Origin of the sequence: Halococcus dombrowskii, assembly GCF_022870485.1 — an archaeon.
GTDB classification, from domain to species: domain Archaea; phylum Halobacteriota; class Halobacteria; order Halobacteriales; family Halococcaceae; genus Halococcus; species Halococcus morrhuae.
The window spans coordinates 375,476-396,239 of sequence record NZ_CP095006.1; the positions used below are offsets into that span (position 1 = coordinate 375,476).

Annotated in this window: 13 protein-coding genes and 2 pseudogenes; 7 read left to right on the forward strand and 8 right to left on the reverse strand. The window is 55.8% G+C overall.

Annotation, left to right across the window (positions count from 1 at the left end; genetic code table 11):
• Window positions 1-21: 21 nt before the first annotated feature.
• From MUK72_RS16110 to MUK72_RS16120, 3 genes are read right to left on the reverse strand one after another with little or no spacing between them, the layout of a single operon-like run.
• Window positions 22-3,831 (reverse strand): hypothetical protein, encoded by a 3,810-nt coding sequence (locus MUK72_RS16110; RefSeq protein WP_244705671.1) that lies wholly within the window; start codon window positions 3,829-3,831, stop codon window positions 22-24.
• Complete coding sequence (locus MUK72_RS16115; protein WP_244705673.1) at window positions 3,828-4,418, reverse strand: BREX protein BrxB domain-containing protein; 591 nt, start codon at window positions 4,416-4,418, stop codon at window positions 3,828-3,830. Before MUK72_RS16115 ends, MUK72_RS16110 begins: the two co-directional genes overlap by 4 nt.
• Window positions 4,415-6,961: a hypothetical protein gene (locus tag MUK72_RS16120; protein WP_244705675.1), complete on the reverse strand. Its 2,547-nt coding sequence runs from the start codon at window positions 6,959-6,961 to the stop codon at window positions 4,415-4,417. Before MUK72_RS16120 ends, MUK72_RS16115 begins: the two co-directional genes overlap by 4 nt.
• A 126-nt stretch (window positions 6,962-7,087) precedes the next feature.
• On the opposite strand from MUK72_RS16120, the gene MUK72_RS16125 reads away from it, so the two are divergent.
• The gene (locus MUK72_RS16125) at window positions 7,088-7,291 is read left to right on the forward strand and encodes a hypothetical protein (protein WP_244705677.1); all 204 of its coding nucleotides are present in this window, start codon (window positions 7,088-7,090) and stop codon (window positions 7,289-7,291) included.
• An 842-nt stretch (window positions 7,292-8,133) separates the two neighbouring features.
• On the opposite strand, the gene MUK72_RS16130 is transcribed toward MUK72_RS16125, so the two are convergent.
• Window positions 8,134-8,895, reverse strand: coding sequence for a BrxA family protein (locus MUK72_RS16130; RefSeq protein ID WP_244705679.1), 762 nt, complete (start codon window positions 8,893-8,895; stop codon window positions 8,134-8,136).
• Between the two features lie 285 nt (window positions 8,896-9,180).
• On the opposite strand from MUK72_RS16130, the gene MUK72_RS16135 reads away from it, so the two are divergent.
• Complete coding sequence (locus MUK72_RS16135) at window positions 9,181-10,182, forward strand: endonuclease/exonuclease/phosphatase family protein (RefSeq protein ID WP_244705681.1); 1,002 nt, start codon at window positions 9,181-9,183, stop codon at window positions 10,180-10,182.
• Window positions 10,183-10,234: 52 nt separating this feature from the next.
• Here MUK72_RS16135 and MUK72_RS16140 read toward each other — a convergent pair.
• The 3 genes and pseudogenes from MUK72_RS16140 to MUK72_RS16150 form a co-directional block, all read right to left on the reverse strand.
• Window positions 10,235-11,533: pseudogene (locus MUK72_RS16140) on the reverse strand (IS4 family transposase).
• A 266-nt stretch (window positions 11,534-11,799) separates the two neighbouring features.
• On the reverse strand, window positions 11,800-13,476 hold the full coding sequence (locus MUK72_RS16145) for a phytoene desaturase family protein (RefSeq protein ID WP_244705684.1): 1,677 nt from the start codon (window positions 13,474-13,476) through the stop codon (window positions 11,800-11,802).
• 44 nt (window positions 13,477-13,520) lie between these two features.
• Complete coding sequence (locus MUK72_RS16150) at window positions 13,521-14,018, reverse strand: VOC family protein (protein WP_244705686.1); 498 nt, start codon at window positions 14,016-14,018, stop codon at window positions 13,521-13,523.
• Between the two features lie 366 nt (window positions 14,019-14,384).
• Here MUK72_RS16150 and MUK72_RS16155 point away from each other — a divergent pair, with 366 nt between their 5' ends.
• From MUK72_RS16155 to MUK72_RS16170, 4 genes are all read left to right on the forward strand, one after another.
• Entirely contained in the window at window positions 14,385-14,660 is a 276-nt protein-coding gene (locus tag MUK72_RS16155) for a hypothetical protein (RefSeq protein ID WP_244705688.1), read from the forward strand.
• A 510-nt stretch (window positions 14,661-15,170) separates the two neighbouring features.
• Complete coding sequence (locus MUK72_RS16160) at window positions 15,171-16,214, forward strand: hypothetical protein (RefSeq protein WP_244705690.1); 1,044 nt, start codon at window positions 15,171-15,173, stop codon at window positions 16,212-16,214.
• Window positions 16,215-16,530: 316 nt separating this feature from the next.
• Complete coding sequence (locus MUK72_RS16165; protein ID WP_244705692.1) at window positions 16,531-17,361, forward strand: type IV toxin-antitoxin system AbiEi family antitoxin domain-containing protein; 831 nt, start codon at window positions 16,531-16,533, stop codon at window positions 17,359-17,361.
• Window positions 17,354-18,145, forward strand: a complete 792-nt coding sequence (locus tag MUK72_RS16170; protein WP_244705694.1) for a nucleotidyl transferase AbiEii/AbiGii toxin family protein — start codon at window positions 17,354-17,356, stop codon at window positions 18,143-18,145. Before MUK72_RS16165 ends, MUK72_RS16170 begins: the two co-directional genes overlap by 8 nt.
• Before the next feature lie 127 nt (window positions 18,146-18,272).
• Here the strand turns inward: MUK72_RS16170 and MUK72_RS16175 are convergent, their stop codons facing one another.
• Entirely contained in the window at window positions 18,273-19,610 is a 1,338-nt protein-coding gene (locus MUK72_RS16175) for an ISH6 family transposase (protein ID WP_425311099.1), read from the reverse strand.
• 285 nt (window positions 19,611-19,895) lie between these two features.
• Between MUK72_RS16175 and MUK72_RS16180 the strand changes: the two are divergent.
• Window positions 19,896-20,756 (forward strand): annotated as a pseudogene (locus MUK72_RS16180) (IS5 family transposase).
• Window positions 20,757-20,764 lie beyond the last annotated feature (8 nt).

The window sequence follows — 20,764 nt, forward strand, 5'->3', positions numbered from 1 at the left end:
TGGATGGCGGTTTTGAGACAACTACTCCTCGATCAGCACGATATTTCCGTCGTCTACGCTATCGAGCGCATCATCGATCTTTCGGATTCGGATCAATAGCGTCTCGGCTTCATCCAGAAGGTCCGTTGCCTGGTCGTCAGTTGGGCGATCATCATCGGCAACCGCCTCCGTTACCTCATCAGTAATACCGGCGTTCGGCAGCTCCTGTCGAAGATCCTCGGCGACGCTCAGAAGATCAGACCTCACATCGTCGTCTCCAGGTGGTATTGGGTCGCTTGCCTCATCGATAAGCCGCTGAACGCGCTGAAGAGACGGAGGCTGTGACTTGCCGAGTATTGCCTCAACTGCATCGGTAGTCGGTGACTCTGGATGGTTCGACCGAAGAGAGTCCCCAGCGGATTCCAATTTCGACCACGGGCTCGGATCACCGGCGAGTAGGTCTCTGGCTTTCTCGTAGGTTTTCGCCTGCTGGCGGACAGTAGCAGAGACGAGTTGTTGCTCATTGATCTCCCCATTCCACCACGCATCTTCAAGCATCGATCTGAGGCTGTCGAGCGAAATCTCTTTGAACGTGTCTTCACCATCGCTGAGTAGTGCTTTGAGTGCCGATTCGTTCTCGCAAACCCAGTTTGTGAACTCGGTACGGATTTCATCAGGTGTAGAAGCACTGGTAGCACCGCCAGTAATACGGCGATACTGCGTCGAGAGCACGTCAACACGGTGGTCTACCGCATCAGAAAGCCGTGTCTCTACTGTACTCTTCGTCGGAACGGAGTTATCCCCCGCAGTTGTCTGCAACTGCGACGTGACCCTCGCGGCAGGATAGAGCGACTCCAATAGGTCTAGCGTGGTCGTGAACTGCTCCCAGAGCGTGGATTCTCTATTCTCTACAATGAAAAGTTCGCGCGCATCCGCGAACGTCTCAGCCTCTGATTTGATGTTGTCTTCGGTCAACTCTGATATAGCAATCTCACCATTCCCGTATGCTGGAGAGAACACATCCTCAAGTGCATCCAGTGACACATCGAATTCCCTGGAGACACCCTTGAATGTCCGTTTGACCAGAACGCTGTTTTCCGCTATCCACGTACCGAGTTCAGCAACCCATTCATCAGGGTCGTTGCCGCTGGGATCGTGACCAAGTACCGTCGAAATGATCTCTCTGACTTCTTTTGGATTGACTATCTCAACGCCGAATCGTACCTGTAGCGAGGTAAGCCCACCTTTCGTTCGCACCTGCCGACCGATCGCTGTCGGATCGGTCACGTAGTCCGTATCTTGTTTGAGGGCGATTTTCTCGTTGGACGTGGCAAGCGTGATGAGCAACGCCGCGATCGACTCCTTCGGCGTTCCTCGATAGTCGCCGTTTGCCGTTCTGGTCTGTTGGAGGATGTTCTCAACGTCTACTGCTGATTTTGATTCGTATTCGCTGATGAATTCCCGGCACCATCCAGTGTCTGTTATCGCCGTGGTTGAGCGATCTACACCCAGCATGACGGCATCACTATCTGCAAGTGGCCAGTCACTACTTCCTTGGAAGAACGTTGCCAGTCCCTTCGCATCGTCGACTTCGACGAGAGGCCGCGAGAGAACCTTTCGCGTTGACCCGAAGGTCGATTGCACTTGATCTTCAACGACTTGCTCGAGGACGTTTGGACGATCACCTCGATAGTCGTGGACGGTATGAACGGAGGCGTTCTCAAGAAGATCACTTACCGATGACTCGAGTTGGCGCTGGTCCGTTCGATGTTCCCGTTCGAGTTCCTCGTGGCTCTCGGTTTCTTCGTCCAACACCCGCTCCATTCCGATGACGTTACGAATCCTGTCGAGCGTCGCTTCGGCGACGTCGATTGCGATGAGGATGTGCTCACCGCCCTCACGTCCACCGTTCACCTCCTGCCAGGTCTCTACTTGGTCGGCAACTGTATCGGGTTCGTCGGCCAGCACACGAATCCGGATCGCGTCGTGCTCGGTCGTGGGAGCTCGGTCAACTGGGTCGAGGATGGAATACTCATAGCGGAGTGGAACAAGCCGCTCGTCGCCGACATCAACTTCATAGCGACTTCCATCGCTTCGGAAGAAGCTCTCGTTTTCTCGGAGGCGCGTCTCCAGCCATGCCGATAGTTGATGTGGTGAAATCTGCTCGGCTTTCGTCTGTGCTTGACTCAGTATGTTCTCTTGCTCCTCAGAGACGAGCGTGTACACCTCGTCACCATGATCGTTCGTCTCTGTGAGTACCTTCTGCTTGTCAACAAGCGTATTGAGGGCCGTCTGGGTCTCTTCTACGGCGTCGTGTACCGATGCCTCCACATCGTTGAACATCAGCCGTCCGAGATTCCCTGGGGTTGCCGGGACTGCTGGCGTCTGATTCAACAGGTACAGGGCTTTCGACACGCGCACCTCCCACGCGTCCTCGTTTCCGCCAAACGTTGGAATCAGCGTGTTCTCAAGCATTTCTTGGACCCACAGCGGAACGTAGGTCGTTTCCTCGACAAGTAGATCGAACAGTTCGTCCCAGGTGACAAGCGCACCCTCTTCCGCCGAGGCCCAGCCGAATTTCGTGAACAGCGATCGCACCAGTACGAGAAGGGCCCGTCCCTGGATGTACTCACGTTCAGTCGAGCGTCCCTGGGTGATTAGCTCCTGCATTACCGTCCGCAGTAGCGTCAAGTCGTATTCACGGAACGGATACGATTCGACCGGATCGGGATCGGCACTGTCTACTGATGCATACGTCTCCAGCGAGAGATCCGGCATCGACGAGATGAGCGAGGAGACACGCTCACTACCTGCACTGTCTTTCTGTAGCCACCGCTTTCGGACGATGATCTCTGTATCCGTTCCTTCGAGCTCCACCTCCTGTTGTGTCCAGTGATCCTCGGATGGCTCGCCGATGAGACTCTCCCGGGTAGCTGGAAGCGAATACTGCCCAGTCGTCACGACGACCGGATTCAGTCCGTTCTGGAGGGCTTCCATCGTCTCCTCAAACTCACGATAGCGATGACGGCTGTCACCGACAAAGAGCGCCACTTCGTCAAGGCCGAGAAGTAGCTCGGTATTTGTCCCCTCCTCGTTCAGTGCCTCGGTTGCTTTCTTGACCCGATCAACCAGATCAGACGAGTCAAACGACTCCGAGTTCACTCCTTCTTCTGCTCGTTCGATAGACGCTTTCACCCCCTCTTGACTGTCGAGTTCGGTCCCCGTTGTCTCCGGTATTGCTGGTAGAGCCTCGTAGAGCCATCGACGTAACGAGGCTCGCTCGGCAAGCACATCGTCAAATGTCTGACCGTCGTACTCTGTTGAACAAAGTTCCTCCCAAACGCCATCGTACTCCATGTCGGTCATCCACGCCCACTCAAGCAGCCAGTTGGGATCAGTTGGATATCCGAACCCGCGGCCGATTGCTTCGAAGATGAGGAACGGAAGCGGGGGTTCCTTCGAGGCATCACGATCGAGAAGATTCAGGAATACCGGCTTGAGGCGGTCGACATGTGATTTCTCAATCGAATGTGCGAGGTTGTGGAAGCCGGGCCACTGTTCAGCGAGCTTAGCACCCAAGTGAGCGAATTCCGAGTCACTGTCAGCAACGAGCCCAATAAGCTTCAACAGGTGGGTTTTCCCTGACCCGAAGGTCGCATGCAAGTAGAGAAAGCGTGCTGCCTCTCCCGAGTGCTTCTCGATGGTCTCTCCGAGTTGAGAGAGCACATTCTTCGCACTCTCCGTTTCATGAAACTCCGCGACGTCAGTTGCTGCGCGCTCGCGGGCGTTGACTTTCTGGACTTCTTCGAGTTGTCGGGTCGGATCGCTACGAAATAGCTCTGTCATGCTCATTGTTGGAGATGCACCTCTCGAATCTGGCCGTCTATCTGGTGCGCTGGATAGTAACGCCGTGAGTCACCGCCGAAAAAATTCAGCTTTCCGCCGACGATGTCTCCCGGGAACGGAATACCGATGGTTGATCTGACGTTTCGGCGGGCGATCTCATCGAGGAGCTCAGATGCACGTGTAAACGGATAGAGGCTCCCGAGATGCAACAACAAAACCACGTGCTGTTGCGTTTCCAATCGATCGTCGGCAATCTCGTTCTCAACCATCTCTTGAACGAGTTCCCCAGTGAGTCGATCTTGCATCGTTCCCTCGATGACTTCTGGGTTCGTCTCGCTGCCCAGAGCAACCGAGAGGTCATACACCTTTGTCTTAGGGAGCAGTTCGTCAAGCCAAACCGGCTGGATTGTCACATCGTCATCAATAAGTGGGATTTCATCGGTTCCTGTTGCCCACGTACTGAGGCGCTCTGCAACTCGGTGCTCAACCGGGGGATCGACAGCTGCGATAACGAATGGATTTCGGATGCCAGCCTGCCCGTCAGCGAACGTACAGAGTTTCTCTTTGAACGCTCGATACGGTGAATCAGTCATCGAATGATCACCCCCGAGTCCGTAGTCTCGATGTCCAGCTCACGCTCTTCGATAAGGCGTTCAAGTCGTTGGTCGATATTCTCTCGATCATCCGGAAGCACTCCGATACGATCGACGTCGTTCGGCGAACGATCACCGACAATCATAGTGAGCCGATCAAGTCTGGATTGTAGCTCCTCTACATCGCCGTCGATAGCATTCGTGAATGAATCGACATCAGCGATGCTATCCGTAGCCGAAACAAGGGTTTCTTCGTCATCCGCAGAGAGCGAGGACAGTGCTCCATCGACCGTCTCATACCACTGCTGCAATTCGCGCAGCGGGGTGATGTACTCTCGCTCTAGCGCTACCTGCACACCCGTTGCGAGTTCCGTCGGAGGGATAATCCACGGGTGGTCATCGATTCGCTCAACAAAGGTCAAGAGTGCTTGCCTGTCTATATATTGCTCCCACGAGTTCTGGAGGGCCTCGGTAGCGGTTGTAGTCGCTTCTCCGGCCAACATCTTCCAGCCGTCTGTCGTCCACCACTCTCCCCCGAATGTCGTGAGCGCGTCGCGTTGTTCAGCAACTGTTGACTGTGCCTCCTCGTCGATCCACTCGAATCTGTCGTCACCCATCGTGAGCTGCGCGTCAAACCGCTGGAGGGACACGAGCCGGCGATCCCAGACATCTTGTACTTCCTCGAACCACTCCTGTTCCTGGTTGGTCTGCTCGATCACAGCTCCAAGATCGTCCCCTTGGGACCTGACAATCTCAAGCCGGTCGTCCGTACTGTCGATACGGTCAGCCAGTTCTTCAATTAGTGCTTCGAGCAATTCGGCGACGGAATCCGAGCGCACGTCGGTATCGGCAACTAACTGAACGTCTTCTTGCAGGCCAGTAAGCGACGAACGCAGTTGCTGATTCGCATCCCGGAGATGAATGAGTCCATCAGCGACTGTTTCCGTCGTTTCCTTGAAGCCCCCTTCTTCGAGGAGGGTGCCGATAGATTCTCGCGGTAACAGTTTCAATCTCGTCGTTGCGAGGGTCTCTTGGTCGAGTACAGCGGAGGTTGGTAGCGTATCTCCGTCCTCATCGACGGGGACGAACCGTCCATTCCGACAGAATCCCCAGATGATCGCACGGAGTGCTGGACGGGCCTCATCGTAGAACGGCTTTTCTGATGTGATACCGTCGAGAACTGTATTCATGTTGAGGCCGTCCGCGCGGTCTTTCAACTGTCGACCCGTGAGGGCCATCACGTTGCTTTGGATTGATTTTTGACCTTGATCCGCCGACGGGTTCGTTGACGGCACTTGAATGGTGCGCGCCCATGCTGGAAGCGTATCCTCTGTAGAGAGCGTTGTCAACTCTTGCAGGCGATCCTCACTCACCTGCAACATCATCGGATGGAAATCGTCAGGGTACGTAACGTCGACAGCGGTTCGGACTGCCCTGGAGAGCCCACTGATATCGGTTCGATCCTTTACTGTGTACGAGCCGCTCTGCATCGCGCTGACGAGCTTCCTCCGTACAGCGTCGGCTCGTTGATCAAGCTCATGCTCGACCGCCGGCGGTGTGTTCTGGGTTGAGACCGCGTCGCGGAGTGCCCACCATTGAACGAGATGGTTGCGGAGATCGTCGATACCCTCCGTATCGATCGTCCAGTAGAGCGTTTCTCCGTCACTCTGATTGGTTGTGTGATCTGGACGAACACCTTGAACAGCGACAGAAGTATCCACTCCGCCTTCGGCCTCGATAGTGGTCTCGAAATCGGTACCGTCGAGACTGAACGTGTATGCGACGGGATACTCCTCACCTGATTCGCCGTAGGGAGCTGATTCCGGAAGCGAAAGATCCTCTGTGATCCGCCCCCAGAGATGCTCATCCACCGCTTGGAGAACAGCCTCCCAATCGGGATTGGCTTCGTTCTCCTCCGTATCGTTGTAGATGATCCGCTCTTCTTGGGTGGCAAACCGATAGCGGGCTCCTACCTCATCCTCAGTTGGGCGGATAAACTTCTCAAGGCGGTCAAGCGACTCTTCTACTCGATTCTGAGTACTGATCCATGAGCGACCATTCAGATCGGACATCACCGAAACCGCGATATTCCCTTCGTTGAGCGGGACAATCTCGTGAACGTGCTGTAATAGCAATACAGCTTTCGCGACAGCAAGGTCAAACTCCTCCAGAGTACCGTCCTTGACCTCGTCTTTGATGCCCTGGTTTGTGTCTGAGCCCTCGATGACGCGCATATCTTGCGTGAGTATCTCCTGAAGCTCTGGTTTGATCAGTTCGTAGAAATCCACGAGCGTGATGACTCGGTCGGATTTGCCATCGTCGATCCACTTCTGGAGAAGGTTGTGCATGAGCGCGAGTATCGCTCGAGCAGTCCCCGAGAAAATCGACTTCGCTGGATCGCTCGCCTCCTGCCGGAGATTGAAGAGTATCTCAAGAAACAATGGCGCATGGTAGGGGAGAAACGGGTAGAACTCCACGAGCGTATCGGTGTCGATACTGTCGAGCGGGGGTTTCGTGTTCTGCTTGGTTTCGTTGTAGACCAACGATTCGGACGGCTTTACCGAGGCTTCATCGAGTAGCTCTCGAACAGCGGTCGTTCCAGTCGCGGATTTCTCGAAGAGTCGGCGTTTAGCGATATCACCGACGTGCTTGCTCGGTAGCTGGTAGCGGTGTGGGAAGCGGTCCTTGACGATGCTGAAGTCCGCCCCGTGGGCAGCGAACTGCGGCTGGACATCTTCGATTTTCGCCTGCGCGGTCGCGATCAACTGGACATTTCCGTCGCCGACGTCGTCGACGTTCTCGGCGAGCGTCTGGAGCTCTGTGAGCCGTTCGAAGTCAGTTCCGATAAAGAGGCTCACCTCGTCGAGGAGTAGCACGAGCTTCACTGGCTTTCCCAGTTCGTCCTCGCGTTCGGTTCGAAGTTCCTCAAGTCGACTCACTACCTCTTCTGGGTCGATATCTGATGGTTGGAGATCGTTGTATCCGTCGCGAGTCCCGTTGACCTCCTCGAAAAGCTGAGGAAGGACGACATCCGCTAATGCTCTGTATCGCTGGATGTCCTTCCAGAGACCATTCGATTCCCAGTCGTAGGCGCTGGATGGGGATTTGATAGCTTCTAATGCGGATTCTGCACGCGTCTGCCGCTCGGGCCATGCATCCGTCGTCCGAAACCACTTCTCGAAGTAGGCTACCTTGAGCTGCGGAGACAGTCCGGTAGAAATCTCGTCGTCGATGCCGGTCAGATCCGGGTCTTGGTGAGCGTGTTCGAGAACAATATCACTGAAGCTACGCTGCTGCTGACCCTGATACTTGAGGAGATTGACTGAGATCGGGATGACGTGAAACTCGTCGTGAACTGTCTGCCAGTGATCCTGCAGTTGAGCTAAGTCGTCGTCTTCTACTCCTCCAACGAGATCATCCCAAACAGCGTCATATTGGCCATCAAGCCAGTCGGAATCGAGTAGTCCATCGAGGACGGTCAAAAGGTGGCTCTTTCCGCTTCCGTAGTAGCCGTAGAGCCAGTAGTTCGATCCCGTTCGCATATCGTCCGCTTGCCCAAGCGTTCGATCGACGAAATCGCCGACAAATCGCTGAGAGTCAGCAGTCATGTGATAGGACCTGATTGCGTCCCGGCGGTGGTCCGGCTCGTCCCGGTCGATGCGGACGGACTCTTCGAAGTCATCCGGAAGGTCTTCGAACCAATCTGCGCCGACCATCAGACGGCTCCCTCCGTGCGAATCCACGAATACGGCTCTTCAGAGGGGCGCAAGTCGAGATCGCCATGAAGTTCGAGGTACTCCCACGCATCAGTGCCGGCAGCACGATCGAAGAGTTCCTCCCAGCGGTTCTCCGGCTGGAAGAGATAGAGCAACCCACGTGGAGCGGTGATCCACTCTTCATCAGATTCGTGCGAATAGTCCATCGCAACGAGAAGTGGGATGTCGCCCACTGATGGAGAGCTACCAACGACCGACTGCTGTCCATCGAGCACGCCGATTTCGCGCATCACCGATCTAAATCCTTCACACCACCGTTTGGTCGTCGAATCAGCGTAATCGAAGGAATCTCCGTCAGAGTACGTGAGTTGGGAGAGAATAGCGATGAGCGCCTCGTCGGAGAAATCCAGTGGCTCCTGTTTCCCTTCATCAAGTCGGCTAGCGTACTCGTGGACCACGTACTGAACGAGTGAGTCGTTCGTGACGAGATAGAAATAGAGTACCTGTGCCTTCTCGCGTGTTGTTTTACACTCCTCGAAGACCTCCGGGAGAGCACTCGGGTTCGGGAGGGTTGTCGGAGCGTTTTTGAACCGAGATGTTAGGACGCGATATATTTTCTGCGAACTTCCTCGCGTACTCCGGTTCGATAATCGTTCATCGAACCAGGTGTCCTTGACGTCGGTCCAGTTTCCGCGTTCAGCGTAAAGCTGAGCAAGCTCCTCGGCCCGCTCAAGCAGAAGACCGCACATGGTTAGATCCATATTCACTTCGTCCGATGAGAGCTGTCGAGACAAAGACGGGAGGGAGGAGTGACCACCATCGGATGCGAGCGTCATACGCTGGTAAACTCAGCCGATCCACTTTAGATTTCGTCTCTGTCTGGCAGTATCGCAACATCGGCACGGTCAAAATCGGCTACGGATCAGCGCTTAGAATCAGTGAAAACGTGCCGAACCGAACCCTGCGACCCCAATACATGAAGTGGACCGCTCACGCACTATGTCTGGGCAATGACGAGTGATTCAATCGAGGCCGTGACTTGGAATGTGCAAGGCGAGATCGGCATCTCAGATGATCGAATGCAGGCACAGCTAGATTTCTTACGAGAGCACGCATCTACGACGGATATCATCATGTTCCAGTCAGTGAACTACGAACCACAGAACGATGATGAGTGGGGTGGGCAATTGGGTTCGCTTCTGAACTATTTCGAACGAGACGAGCAGGACTACTACCATGTCCACACTGCAGACTGGGCCCACGAACTCTCTGAATCGGAGGTTCAACCACAGCAAGCTATCAACGCGCCACACAATCGCTGCAACCTCACGGTCAGTCGGTGGCCGATCGAGCGAACGCCGCTTTCACTCCGTAGTGAGGGGAATTGGTACCCTCGAAAACTCACCTACTACACGACTCATTTCCCTGAAAATCTGCTGGTCTCTGAGATCGATCTGAACGATATCGACTCATTCAGTAGCGATTCTCTGGACACATGGAACGTAGGGGTCATCAACGGAGCCAACTGGCACGAAGAGAAGATCAAGATGCTCGAAACGATCTACGGCCGTCTCTACCTCCAGAACAAGCGAACCGACCAGGAAGTGGTACTGGGTGGCGATTTCAATGCTCCCAAACAAGAGGATCGTGATACAGTCACGCCTCATGGGAGCGGGACTCCAGAGTACACTCACTATCCGTTCTATGGTGAACCGTACTATTTCGGCGAGTCAGTAGAAGAGACGGATGAATTCACATTCACGGATCGTTGGCAGAGAGCCGAATCCAACGTGTTCGATCCGAGGATCGGTCAGTGGGACATGCGGGATGCCTACTGGATCGCTGAGGACAGCCAAAAGAAAGCGAGTAGCGAAGATCACACTCACGATATACCAGGCGGGGCACGCAAACGGTTGGACCACATCTTGGTGTCGGACCACTTTGATGTGAATCAGTGTGAGGTCTGGAATGGCCAAGAAACGGCAATCAACGGTTTCGATGTGAGCGACCACGCGCCTGTCGTTGCTGAATTGAACTACACAGAGTGACGATTGGTCATCCGTATCATCACGCTGTGTGTCCAGAAGCATCCGTGTTCGGTTAAGGACTCATCTCCGTGTTGAAGGCGTGAGCCACCCGTTTGTTCAGAGTGAGGCGTGATTTCTCTGGTTGGCGTGCCTCACGACGCACCAATTCAGGAAGATTCGGTGGTGGATGGCCCAGAGCAACGCCGAGATCACCAAGTACTGGCTGGGCGACCGACCGAAAGGTCGTCGCCCAGCGTTCTGCTGGATACTCCACGTCAGGATCAAGCTCCTGAAACACTGCTAGCAAGGCTCTGCTGACCAGTAGTGTCAACAGAGCCGCCACTACAAGCAACTCTGCAATCGCTTTATCGCCCGTCTCGAACTTCTCCAGGCCATACCGCGACTTCAGCTCGCGGAACAGCAACTCAACCTTCCATCGAAAACTGTACAGCGCCGCTACTTGCTCCGGCGTGAACTCATCCGGAAGGTTCGTCACGTAGAGGTGGTAGTCGTCGGTGTCCTCGTTGCGGACACCGACGACGCGGAATTCTCTGGTGGCAGCTGATTGGCTCTCACCGTACTGCCGTCGCTTGAACCCAAATTCGCCAGTCACATCGATATGCTTCCGTGTGAGTTTCGAGAGATGATCTCGAAGATAACTCCCAGTCAAGGAAATGGCGCGGCCGCGCCATTTCCGCCGTTCGCCCACGATCAGCGGATTTGCGTTCTTCTTCAGCCGACTCACAAAGTAGCCGTCGTTCTCGTCGATCAACGCGAAACGGCGGTAGCCGTAGAAGCCGAGATCGAACAAGAACAGCCGTCCACGCAGTCAGTTCCCGGTATGGAACTGGCTGCTTTCGTGGGTTCGTTCGTCGGTGAGTTTGAACTGTGCAAGCGTCTGCTTCGTGACGTTGTAGACGAGGTGCAGCTTGGCACCAGATTGGTCGTCGTGAGTGGCTGGAAACGCAGCAAGGAGCCGATGCAACCTGAACACGGTTGCATCGGCAATCATCGTGTCGCGGAATTGGGTAAGTTGGGGCGCGATAGTGTGAGGAACCACGACCTCCTCGAGCGCGTGCGCGAGGAGGTCGCTCAGGAGATCACCAAGCTCCGGCGTAAATCGGTCGTAGAAGCTGGATCTGACCACGGTCTGGTTGGTGGCAGTCTGATAGGCACGTTGAAACGCGGCGATGGAGCGGGTTTCGCCGTCCACGGCGAAGCCCAAGATGAGCGACCAGACGAGCATCGTAATGTCGATTTTTCGGTGGCGCTGGACGGCATCGCGCTCGCGCGCGATGCCTTCGACGAGCTCGGCGGGAAAGAGCGAAGTCAATCGGCGTCGTATGAGCGTTGGAGAGAGTTCGGGTATCACAACCTCTCTCTACGCGGTTCTTGAAGATAACCCTATCACGACAACGCCGTCTGCGTGTTTTGCCCCTTAACCGAACACAGATGGTCCAGAAGGTACTCCTTCCTGACCCCCAGTCCAAAACCACCTGTACTTATATCCCAACTTAGACCATCAGAAGGTCCTCTGTGATCGCCTATCGACCTCGGTCACCTTTTCCAGCTCTACTGTCTGTCGTGATCGCCGAAATACAACTCCCACGGAGGTACATTCTATGATCTCAACACAGGTTACAGGCGATTAGCCACCCACTGACGCACCGCTCGTGCCTCGTCGCCGAATCGATCCTCGAAACTTTCGCTCGCTCGTGTCAGACGGCTCGGAGAGAGGAGTCGCTGTGCGGCGAGATATCCCGAGGTCGCGTTGTTACCGCCTCCAGGCCACGTGCTCGCACCGACCATATAGAGGTCATCGACCGGCATCGCGTATCGTGAATAGCCGAAGAACGGCCTGAACAAGAAATTCTGCTTGAGATGGTGACTTCCCGTAACGCTGTCGCCGCCCACGAGATTTGGGTTCGCGTCTTCGAGATCTGTCGGCGAGAGCACGGCGCGCTCGCGGATCTTCTCCTCGATCCCTGGCGCATAGCTGTCGAGTTTGTCGATCACGCGATTGGCAACCGGCTCCGCGGCATTCTCCCAGTCGGTCGCATCGATCTCGCCTGCCGCGTCGCCACGGATCTCCGAAGGGAGCGCACGCACCTGGACCCAGAGTATGTGTTCGTCGTTCGGGGTCCGTGAGGGATCGACCGCCGTGGTCTGGCCGACGATCAACAGTGGACTCTCAGGGATGTAGCCGTTGACCGCCTGCGTGTACGTTCGTGAGAGGTCCTCAACATAGGGTGCGACGTGGACGTAGGCAAACTCCTCAATGTCGTCACCGGCCTTCCAGGTAGGCAAGTCGTCGAGCGCGAGATGAACCATCATCGTCGCCGGGCCGTAGCTGTACGAATCGACCTTGCGCTCGACGGACTCGGAGAGCGGATACCCTTCGAGTAAGTCGTCGAACAACACTGTGGGTGCGAGGTTGGCGATGACGGCTTGGCTAGCCCCAATGCGCTCTCCTCCCGCGAGCTCGACGCCGGTCGCACGTCCAAGGTCGGTCGTTACACGTTCGACTTCGGCGTTGGTGCGGATTTCGCCACCGTTATCGCGGAGAATTCCCGCAAGAGCCTCCACGAGGTTCGATGCACCGCCGGTTGTGATCGAGATGCCCTCTTCCATGTCGGTATAAGTTTCGAGGAATGGGAACATCGCGCCGCCGGAAACTTCCGGACCGAAATCGAGGTGGAGACCCCACGTGGCGACGAGCGCCTTCGCTTCCGGTGTTGCGAAGTACTCGTCGCCGAGCTCCCGTGTCGAGTTCAATAAAAGCTGTCCGAGATCGATGACATCGGTGATACCGGTTTCTCGGACGGCAGCGGCGAGTTTTCTGCCCGCCTCGACGGATGGCAACGGCGTGGCGTACAGCGGCAAGAGGGTCCGCTGGAACGTCTCGAAACGGTCGTGGAGGCGCGACCATCCCTCAGCATCGCCAGGGTCGTGTCGGCGCATCTCATCGAGCGTCCGCTCCTCGTCCTCGTAGGCTCGCAAGCACGTACCGTCGGGAAAAACGTTGCAGTACGGCTTCGCGGACTGTGAGAACTCGAGTCCGTGATCGGCGAGGTCCTCTGCGAGGTCTTCGTACACTGGTGAGCCGAGAAAGAGGTTCTGATTGGTCGAGTAGGTGTCGTGGACGAATCCTTCTTCAGTTAGTTCGCTGCTCCGGACTGCGCCGCCGATGCGGTCGTTGCGTTCAAGCACGAGCGGGTTCCAACCGGCCCGCGCGAGATAGACCGCCGCGACGAGTCCGTTGTGTCCGGCTCCGATGACGATGGCGTCGTGGTCGTGGGTGTGTGCCGAATTCATTGTCGTATGATTGTGGTCATGTCGGTCGTTCTGGTCGGGTTGTTCTACGCGTCCTGATTGCTGAATATTCGCTCGGAGGAGTGCGAATAGATCTCGATGACATTGCCGAACGGGTCTTCACAGTAGGCGAGGCGATAGTCCTGATCGGGAAAGAGCCGCCGAACATCCGAACGCCGCTCACCGCCGGCGTCTTCGATCTCATTGGACAGTTTCTCGACTTCCGAGTCGATAACACTGATATGTGAGATACCGGGTGTCGTTGGGTCCGTTATAGTGTTTCCCGTTGTCCCGTCGAACTCGAACAGTTCAATGGTGACCTGATTGGCAGTCGTCAGATGAGCAAGCCGGACCGATTCGAAGTCGGTATCGTGGTACAACTCGGCGGCCACGTCGCCGAGGTGGCCCTCGTTGCGCTCGACGTCAAGCGGCCCAGTGAGCCGGTCGAACCCGAGGACATCTTGGTACCAATCGAGTGCCGCCTCGATGTCGGAAACCGTGATCCCGACGTGTGCAAACCCACGCGTGTGTTCTTGTTTCGCCATTCCACACAGCAGTTCGAGGAGTACTCGGTTGTACCTTTGCCTCGTACAGCTGACAGAAGAAATTCCAGTCATTGAGGTGTTGTTTCGGCAGTTATCTCGCCGGTTTCGAGGTTGGTGTCGTCGGTATAGTTGTTGTCCCGGTTCGAGTCCAACCTACTCAGGCGTTCTCGAAAGAAAATCATAACATGGAGCTCTCACAAACGATGACTAGCACTGCAGACGTCTACCACGTAACGAAGAGCTCGATCCAGAACCCACGGACTGGACATACAAACCAGGGCCATCGAAAATCGTCCACGCAGCTATCCTTTCCCCACGCGTCAGCCGACAGCTGTAATACCGCACCGAAGTCAGTATCGGGGTGTCGTGAACAGCTCATCGCCTGATCGAACTCTCAACGATCTCGCTGATCTCGTTGCCGAGCAGTTCAGCGACTACCGCCACTCCGAGGAATTCAACGAGCTCTCGCTCGTCATCGATAACAGCGACCGCGAACACCCATCGCTCATCGTTCACATTGACGGTCAACAGTCAGCCGACCTCGCCGAACGCGTCGATGCCTTCCTCCGCGATCATGGCGCACGTACTGAACGCGAGCGTCACGACGATACCGATATCCGCATTCTCGCCACCCTCGAATGAGCATCTGACCACTGGTTAGACTGGAGCCGCTGAGAACATCACAAGCGACACCCCCGCACGCGCCGTCGGTGGCCTCGCCTTGGGTGATTTCGTTGGTTCGCCAACGCCGTCGGACAGACGATTCGCATGCGTACTCGCCACTGGTTTCGATTCTCATAGCCGCCGCATTTTGCACATTGGCCCTGTAACGGTGTTCTGCTCGGGTTGCTGACCACCCGTTTTGTCATGCGGCTGGCGTACAAGCGTCTGACTGCTATCGAATCACGCACACGAAATCAGCGGGTGTGGTGCTGTTTTTGCACATCGAAGTCGGTGTATTCGGCTATTTGATGTGCAAAATCAGGATCAGTATGATCTCGACGCGCAACCCCGTGCAGTTGCATGAGAACGGTCCCCGACTGGCTTCCTACTCATGTTTATCCTGCCTGATCTCTGGCGGCGACGAGCGCGGTATTAGTGTCCCGAGTGCGGCCGATGGACCGAAGGCCCGCCGCCGACAGGTGACCGATAATGATTGACCGCGAAACGTTCGATACGCTCGCCGACGAATATCCAACTGCTAGTTGGGCGATCTGGAGCGATGACTTCCCCGACGAGGACTGCATTGAAGAAGACCCCACCAACATACGGGACTTTCTCGCCGAGCAGCGCGAACGAATGGATCCAAACGTGGTGTTCGTCGGGCTGAACCCTGGGGGAGAAATTCTAGCCGAGCTCTCGAATTTCCACGGTATCGGTCAACCAATGTCGGATGGAGGGATATACGGGAAATACGATCAACGGCTAGAATCGTACATTCGATTAGCGGCGCTTACCGGCGGTTATATGACGGATCTGAGTCCGATTGAAGAGCCTGATGCGGGCAATGTGACACTAACGGACAGTGACTATGAGAGTTTCGCCGACCAACTCTGCATACTCGACCAAGCGCACTACACTATCATCTGCTTCGGGAACAAGGTGTTCGACGCACTGGCAGACCAAACCGGCGCAGACGTGACGGACGGCCCGCTTTCGCTCCGGACATTCACCGCAACCATCACTGATCGTTCCGTCCGCGTGTATCGAGTCTGGCATTACTCAAATTGGGGGGCTTATCAGCACAAAATCGACGAACTGCGCACGCAACTCGTGTATATCGCCGCTGAATCAATCCGCGACGCACGCACCATCCTCCAGGACAAAGAGGTACTCGGGGACGTAACGACGGTGGTTGACGAGTTGGCGGACGGTGCCACCCTCGAAGAGGCGTTTACTGGGTGGGAAACCGAGTATGAAGTCATAGTTGGAAAAAATCGTCCACGACTGGATGCCTACAAGGACGGCGTCGGGATCGAACACGAAGCCCGCGAGCAGATGAACATGCGTTCGCATCTTCTGTTCGCCGACGCGATGTTCCAACAAGGCGATATCGAGGTGCTCGTGGCTATCATCCCAACAGGAAACAACGCAAGCAAGCGGCGAACGGCGAACGAACTACGTGATGCCATCTTTACCGAGCACCACCCGCTTGACGTGCCAGTACTCGTTATCGAATACGACCGCGATTGCTAACCGTTGCGTGTTTTCGACGGCGAAAACCAAAAAGGGAGAACGCGCCCAAACCGACATGCAGGCGCTTTCTGTCTTCGAGCATTGTCACCTGCCGCTCAATCGCCCCGTCTCGGAGGCGGTAACGAGATAAGGATCACAAGGAGCGATAAGAGGCACTATACAAGAAGAGGGTGCTTCTGATATCCGACAACCTCTGAGGCTCACCAGCGAGTGGTGTTGTGGACAAAGCCGATCGTAAGGGTATGCGAACAAGCAGAGAGAAGGAACGTTTTTAATCGTTGACCACTGTATACTCTATGTTGGTTTAGTACCGAATATGGGTACGAGCACTGAAATAAGTATTAAACAGGGACTGTCGAAACGGGAAGCACTCGCGCTCACCCGGCTGGCCGGCCAGAACAAGACGGTCGTCACAATCACCGATATCGAGCACAGCGTCAACATCTCATACGATGCGGCGAAGAAGCTGGCCCACAATCTGGTGCAGAAAAAATGGCTTGACAGAGTGAAGAGCGGGACCTATCTGATCGTGCCGCTGGCTGCCGGCGAACGCGGTGAGTACACCGAACACGAGTTCATCATCGCAGCCCACCTTGCCAAGCCGATGTATATCTCCTACGGGAGCGCGCTGAACCATTACAGCCTGACCGAGCAGGTGCCGATGACGGTCGTCGCAGCAACCACCGATCGGGTGCCCGACCGTGAGATCCACAATGTCCAGTACCGGTTCGTCACCCTTACCGACACCAAGTTCTTCGGCTATGAACCAGTCGCGATCGGTTCCCAGCAGGTCAACATCGCCACTGTCGAGAAAGCGTTAGTCGACTGTGCGGACCATCCCGAGCACTGTGGCGGCATCACCGAGCTCTCGAAAGCACTCGTGAACGCCGACAGTGTGGACTACGACACCCTGGTTGGCGACCTGCTCCGCATGGGGAACGGAGCAGCAGTCAAACGGATCGTCTACCTCGCTGATCTCCATGACATCGAGCTGCCGCGCCGTGCAGACCTCGAGGAGGCGTTCACCACCGGCTACTCCAAGCTCGATCCGACCCGCGCTGACAACGGCCGTCACACGAGCGACTACCGGCTGATTTTGAATGTCGCTGAAGACGCGTTGCAGACCGGGAGGAGCATGGATGATTGACGACACACGGCTGCGCACGCTCGCCCGACAGACCGGTGTCACCGCGGGGTTAGCCGAGAAGAACTATGTCAACTCCTGGATCCTCTACGCACTCTATACCAGCCCGTTGGCCGATCACCTCGTGTTCAAGGGTGGGACCGCGCTCAGCAAACTGTACTTTCCTGAAATCTGGCGGTTCTCTGAAGACTTGGATTTCACTGCTACAGAGCCGCTCCCGGATCTAGGCCAGCGGCTCGAAACAGCTGTCACCGGTATCGCAAACCGGTCCGGTATCACGTTCACGGTTACGAACGTCTACGAAGCGGGGGAACCGGTCGAGTACGTCCAGATCGATGTGCAGTACGATGCTATCCTCGGCCAGCGGAACACCACCGACCTAGATATCACATTCAACGAGGCGCTGGCGTTTCCACCAGTGCAGCACCAGCACGCGTTCGAGGACATCCCTGCATTCGACCTGACCGCCTACAGCGTCGAGGAAATCTTCGTGGAGAAGCTACGCAGCCTCTATCAGCGGGCGCGTGCCCGAGACTACTACGACATCTACCGCCTGCTAAACCAGGAATCGTTCGACGATAAAGCGGTAGCAGACGCGCTCCGTACGAAAAGCCGGGCACACAACGTGAGCCTCGATCTCGCGAACGGTATCCCGGCCGACAGTCAAGAAGCGGTCCACCAGTACTGGAAACAGGCGCTTGACCGACTTGTCCAGCAGAAACCGGCGTTTGACGACGTGGCACACCAGATCAACGATTATTTGCTCGATCTTTCAGCGGCCGGGTAGTGGGCTGATCCCCACCGGCGCTACTACCAGCTGTCAGGCGCGGGTGCAGCGCCGGAGTGGAACAGACAGGACTGACGGCTCGATTACGATACAGGACACCAAGATCTTGGTCGCGTCGGAAAACCGTTCAGAGTTCACCTCCGTTCGTTCTGACCGACACGCTACATCGTATCTTTCCGTGAGTTGACCGCTGGAGGAACTCATCGAAGAACTCGCGGTAGTATTCGGGATTGGAGTATTTCGTGAGGGACAACTGCAACAGCGTATCTAACCCTTCTTCGCTCCACTGCATCCAGTCACGCTTGCATCGCTTGGCTACCTCACCCATTGCTCGTTCGACAGGGTTCGAGGTCCACGGCACCTCGAACCCGTCTATCGCGTCCTCAGCAAACGTCACCATCGAATCCAGTCCACTACGAAGGTACGATGCTGCTTTCGGCGAAGAGAGTTGCTCTAACTGCCATGCTGTCTTCTCTATACGCTCTTTCGTTCGGGCGATCCGCGAGCGGATCGCCGAATACTCCTCTTGCGGACGATGTTTCTCGACGGAGTTCTTCAGGTGGAACAACTCTCCAGAGACCTCCGAAATGATCTCGTTACGGTCCTCCAATGAGAGCGCACCGTCGTCCCACAGCTTGTAGCCAAGTGTGCGCGGAACGTGAGACAAATCGAGTTGATGATCGCGTGTGTCTGTTTGAAAGGCCCCAACAAGGCTCTTTTCGGCGTCACTGACGACTTTCGCGTCGTCAGTGATCGCCTCAGCAGTATCCAGAGTATCCGCAATCTCACTCCAGGGAGTGTTCACCGAGACATCAAGCACTGATCGTGACGCTGTTTCGGTGTCTTCTGCGAGCGTTACTCGTACGTCGTGGTACTCACGGTCCTCGTCCTGACTGTAGCAGTTGGTTCCGTCAGGGATGACGGTTTCAGCTTCAGACCCGGCAATGCGGCTGGAAACGAACTCTGTGAGTTTCCTGCCGCACTCGGTCACGCGGTCGCGGATGGTGTCCTTCGAGGGCGTCCTTTCGAGGTCCTCAGCATGTGAGGCTGCGTCACGGTAGGAGAGAGCCGTCGCAAGATCGACTGTTCGCGCAGCGATATCCTGCTGATATCGCTTCTTTCCGTTGAAATCGACGAATTGTTCGATGGGGCGGAAATGAGCGTTCTCGTCGTCAGTTGCCGCAGTGTCTTTGACGTAGCCAAGGGAGAACTCGTGCTCGCCGACGGTAGTAACCGCTGTGCGAATCTTCGTTGTCGAGCGTTGGAATCGGTTGGTTCCGTTTCCCTGTGCGTGTTTTTCGCCACAGTACGCCTCAACGAGTACGTCGTTGAGGCTCTCGATGATTGCTTCGAGCAGCGTCGATTCGAGACGCTGCTCGGTCAGAAACTCCGCGAAGGCGGCAAGTGGGTACTGTTCAGTTGGGTCAATAGTCAGAACGAAGTGGATCGTGACCGTAACCTCAATCGGGGACTCGTTCACGTTCATCAAACAGTCCCCATTCCTTCGAGGAGTCAGCTACGACTTCGTTTCAGCGACTGCCCAGACGGTTCTGAACGATTTTCCGACGCGACCAAGATCTTCCCGTCAGCCGGCACCTACCAACGCGGCTCAGGCTGCGTAATGCCCGCTTCAACAGGATACAGAGCGTTTCCAGCTGGCAACTATCGTTGTGATGGGCCGTGTTTAATCGCTAGACAACGTCGGATCAGGTCGCCAGAGTGACGGAGTTGAAGCGGAAGACGGCGAAGTATGTCAACGCAAATCTTCCGCTTCACCGAACGTGTTGTCTTCGCCGTCAAAAGGGTTGCCGATGATTAGGACGAACCCGCCGCCCCGGAAGGTGGCGGCGGGTTCACCGATGCAGCGATGATATCCATCCACTGTCTCCGGATTTACCTCGATACGACCTACCGGATGACGATCGATGTGTTGACGGAAATGCCACGAATATCGCGGGAGATCGGCCTTGAACCGACCGATCTCCCGCACCCCTCGACGTTATGTCTCACTTTCGATAGAATTGAGATGGCGGTCTGTCGGACACTTCTCCAGCAGTCTGCGCAGCTTCATAACACTGGGCCGATCGGAGCGATCGACGCTACGTTCTTCGAGCGCTCGCCTGCGAGCCGCTCGTACTGCAACAAGACAAAATACGAAGTACAGGACCTCAAAGCCACGAAACTCGTCGATACAGAAACAAACATCATCCTCGATTTGCACTGTACGACCACCAGAGAGGGAAGTGACGCCGACATCTGCAAGCAACTCGCCCGCCGGCAGGCGGACGAGTTGCAGATCCTCACTGCTGACAAAGGCTACGACTGCACGTGGCTGCGTGAGTACCTCCGTGAGGATCTTGACCTCCGACCGTTGATCAAGCACTGCATCAACAAGCCCTACGATCACGCCCACAACGCCCGAATTGACGACGATCTCTACCACCAGCGCTCCATGTCAGAAACCGTCTTCTCCTCGGTCAAGCGCTCGCTGGGCGTCGCCCTGCGAGCGCGGACATGGTATCGAGAATTTCGTGAGATCGCGTTGATGTGTGCGGTGTACAACATTAAGGAGGCCGCAAAACAGGAAATTCCACTTCCGTCATGCGATTAAACACGGCC

What these genes read in the sequence shown, in the direction of transcription:
- MUK72_RS16110 (WP_244705671.1), bottom strand. Translation starts at nt 3,831, where the DNA reads ATGAGCATGACAGAGCTATTTCGTAGCGATCCGACCCGACAACTCGAA.
- MUK72_RS16115 (WP_244705673.1), bottom strand. Translation starts at nt 4,418, where the DNA reads ATGACTGATTCACCGTATCGAGCGTTCAAAGAGAAACTCTGTACGTTC.
- MUK72_RS16130 (WP_244705679.1), bottom strand. Translation starts at nt 8,895, where the DNA reads ATGGATCTAACCATGTGCGGTCTTCTGCTTGAGCGGGCCGAGGAGCTT.
- MUK72_RS16145 (WP_244705684.1), bottom strand. Translation starts at nt 13,476, where the DNA reads ATGAATTCGGCACACACCCACGACCACGACGCCATCGTCATCGGAGCC.
- MUK72_RS16150 (WP_244705686.1), bottom strand. Translation starts at nt 14,018, where the DNA reads ATGGCGAAACAAGAACACACGCGTGGGTTTGCACACGTCGGGATCACG.
- MUK72_RS16160 (WP_244705690.1), top strand. Translation starts at nt 15,171, where the DNA reads ATGATTGACCGCGAAACGTTCGATACGCTCGCCGACGAATATCCAACT.
- MUK72_RS16165 (WP_244705692.1), top strand. Translation starts at nt 16,531, where the DNA reads ATGGGTACGAGCACTGAAATAAGTATTAAACAGGGACTGTCGAAACGG.
- MUK72_RS16170 (WP_244705694.1), top strand. Translation starts at nt 17,354, where the DNA reads ATGATTGACGACACACGGCTGCGCACGCTCGCCCGACAGACCGGTGTC.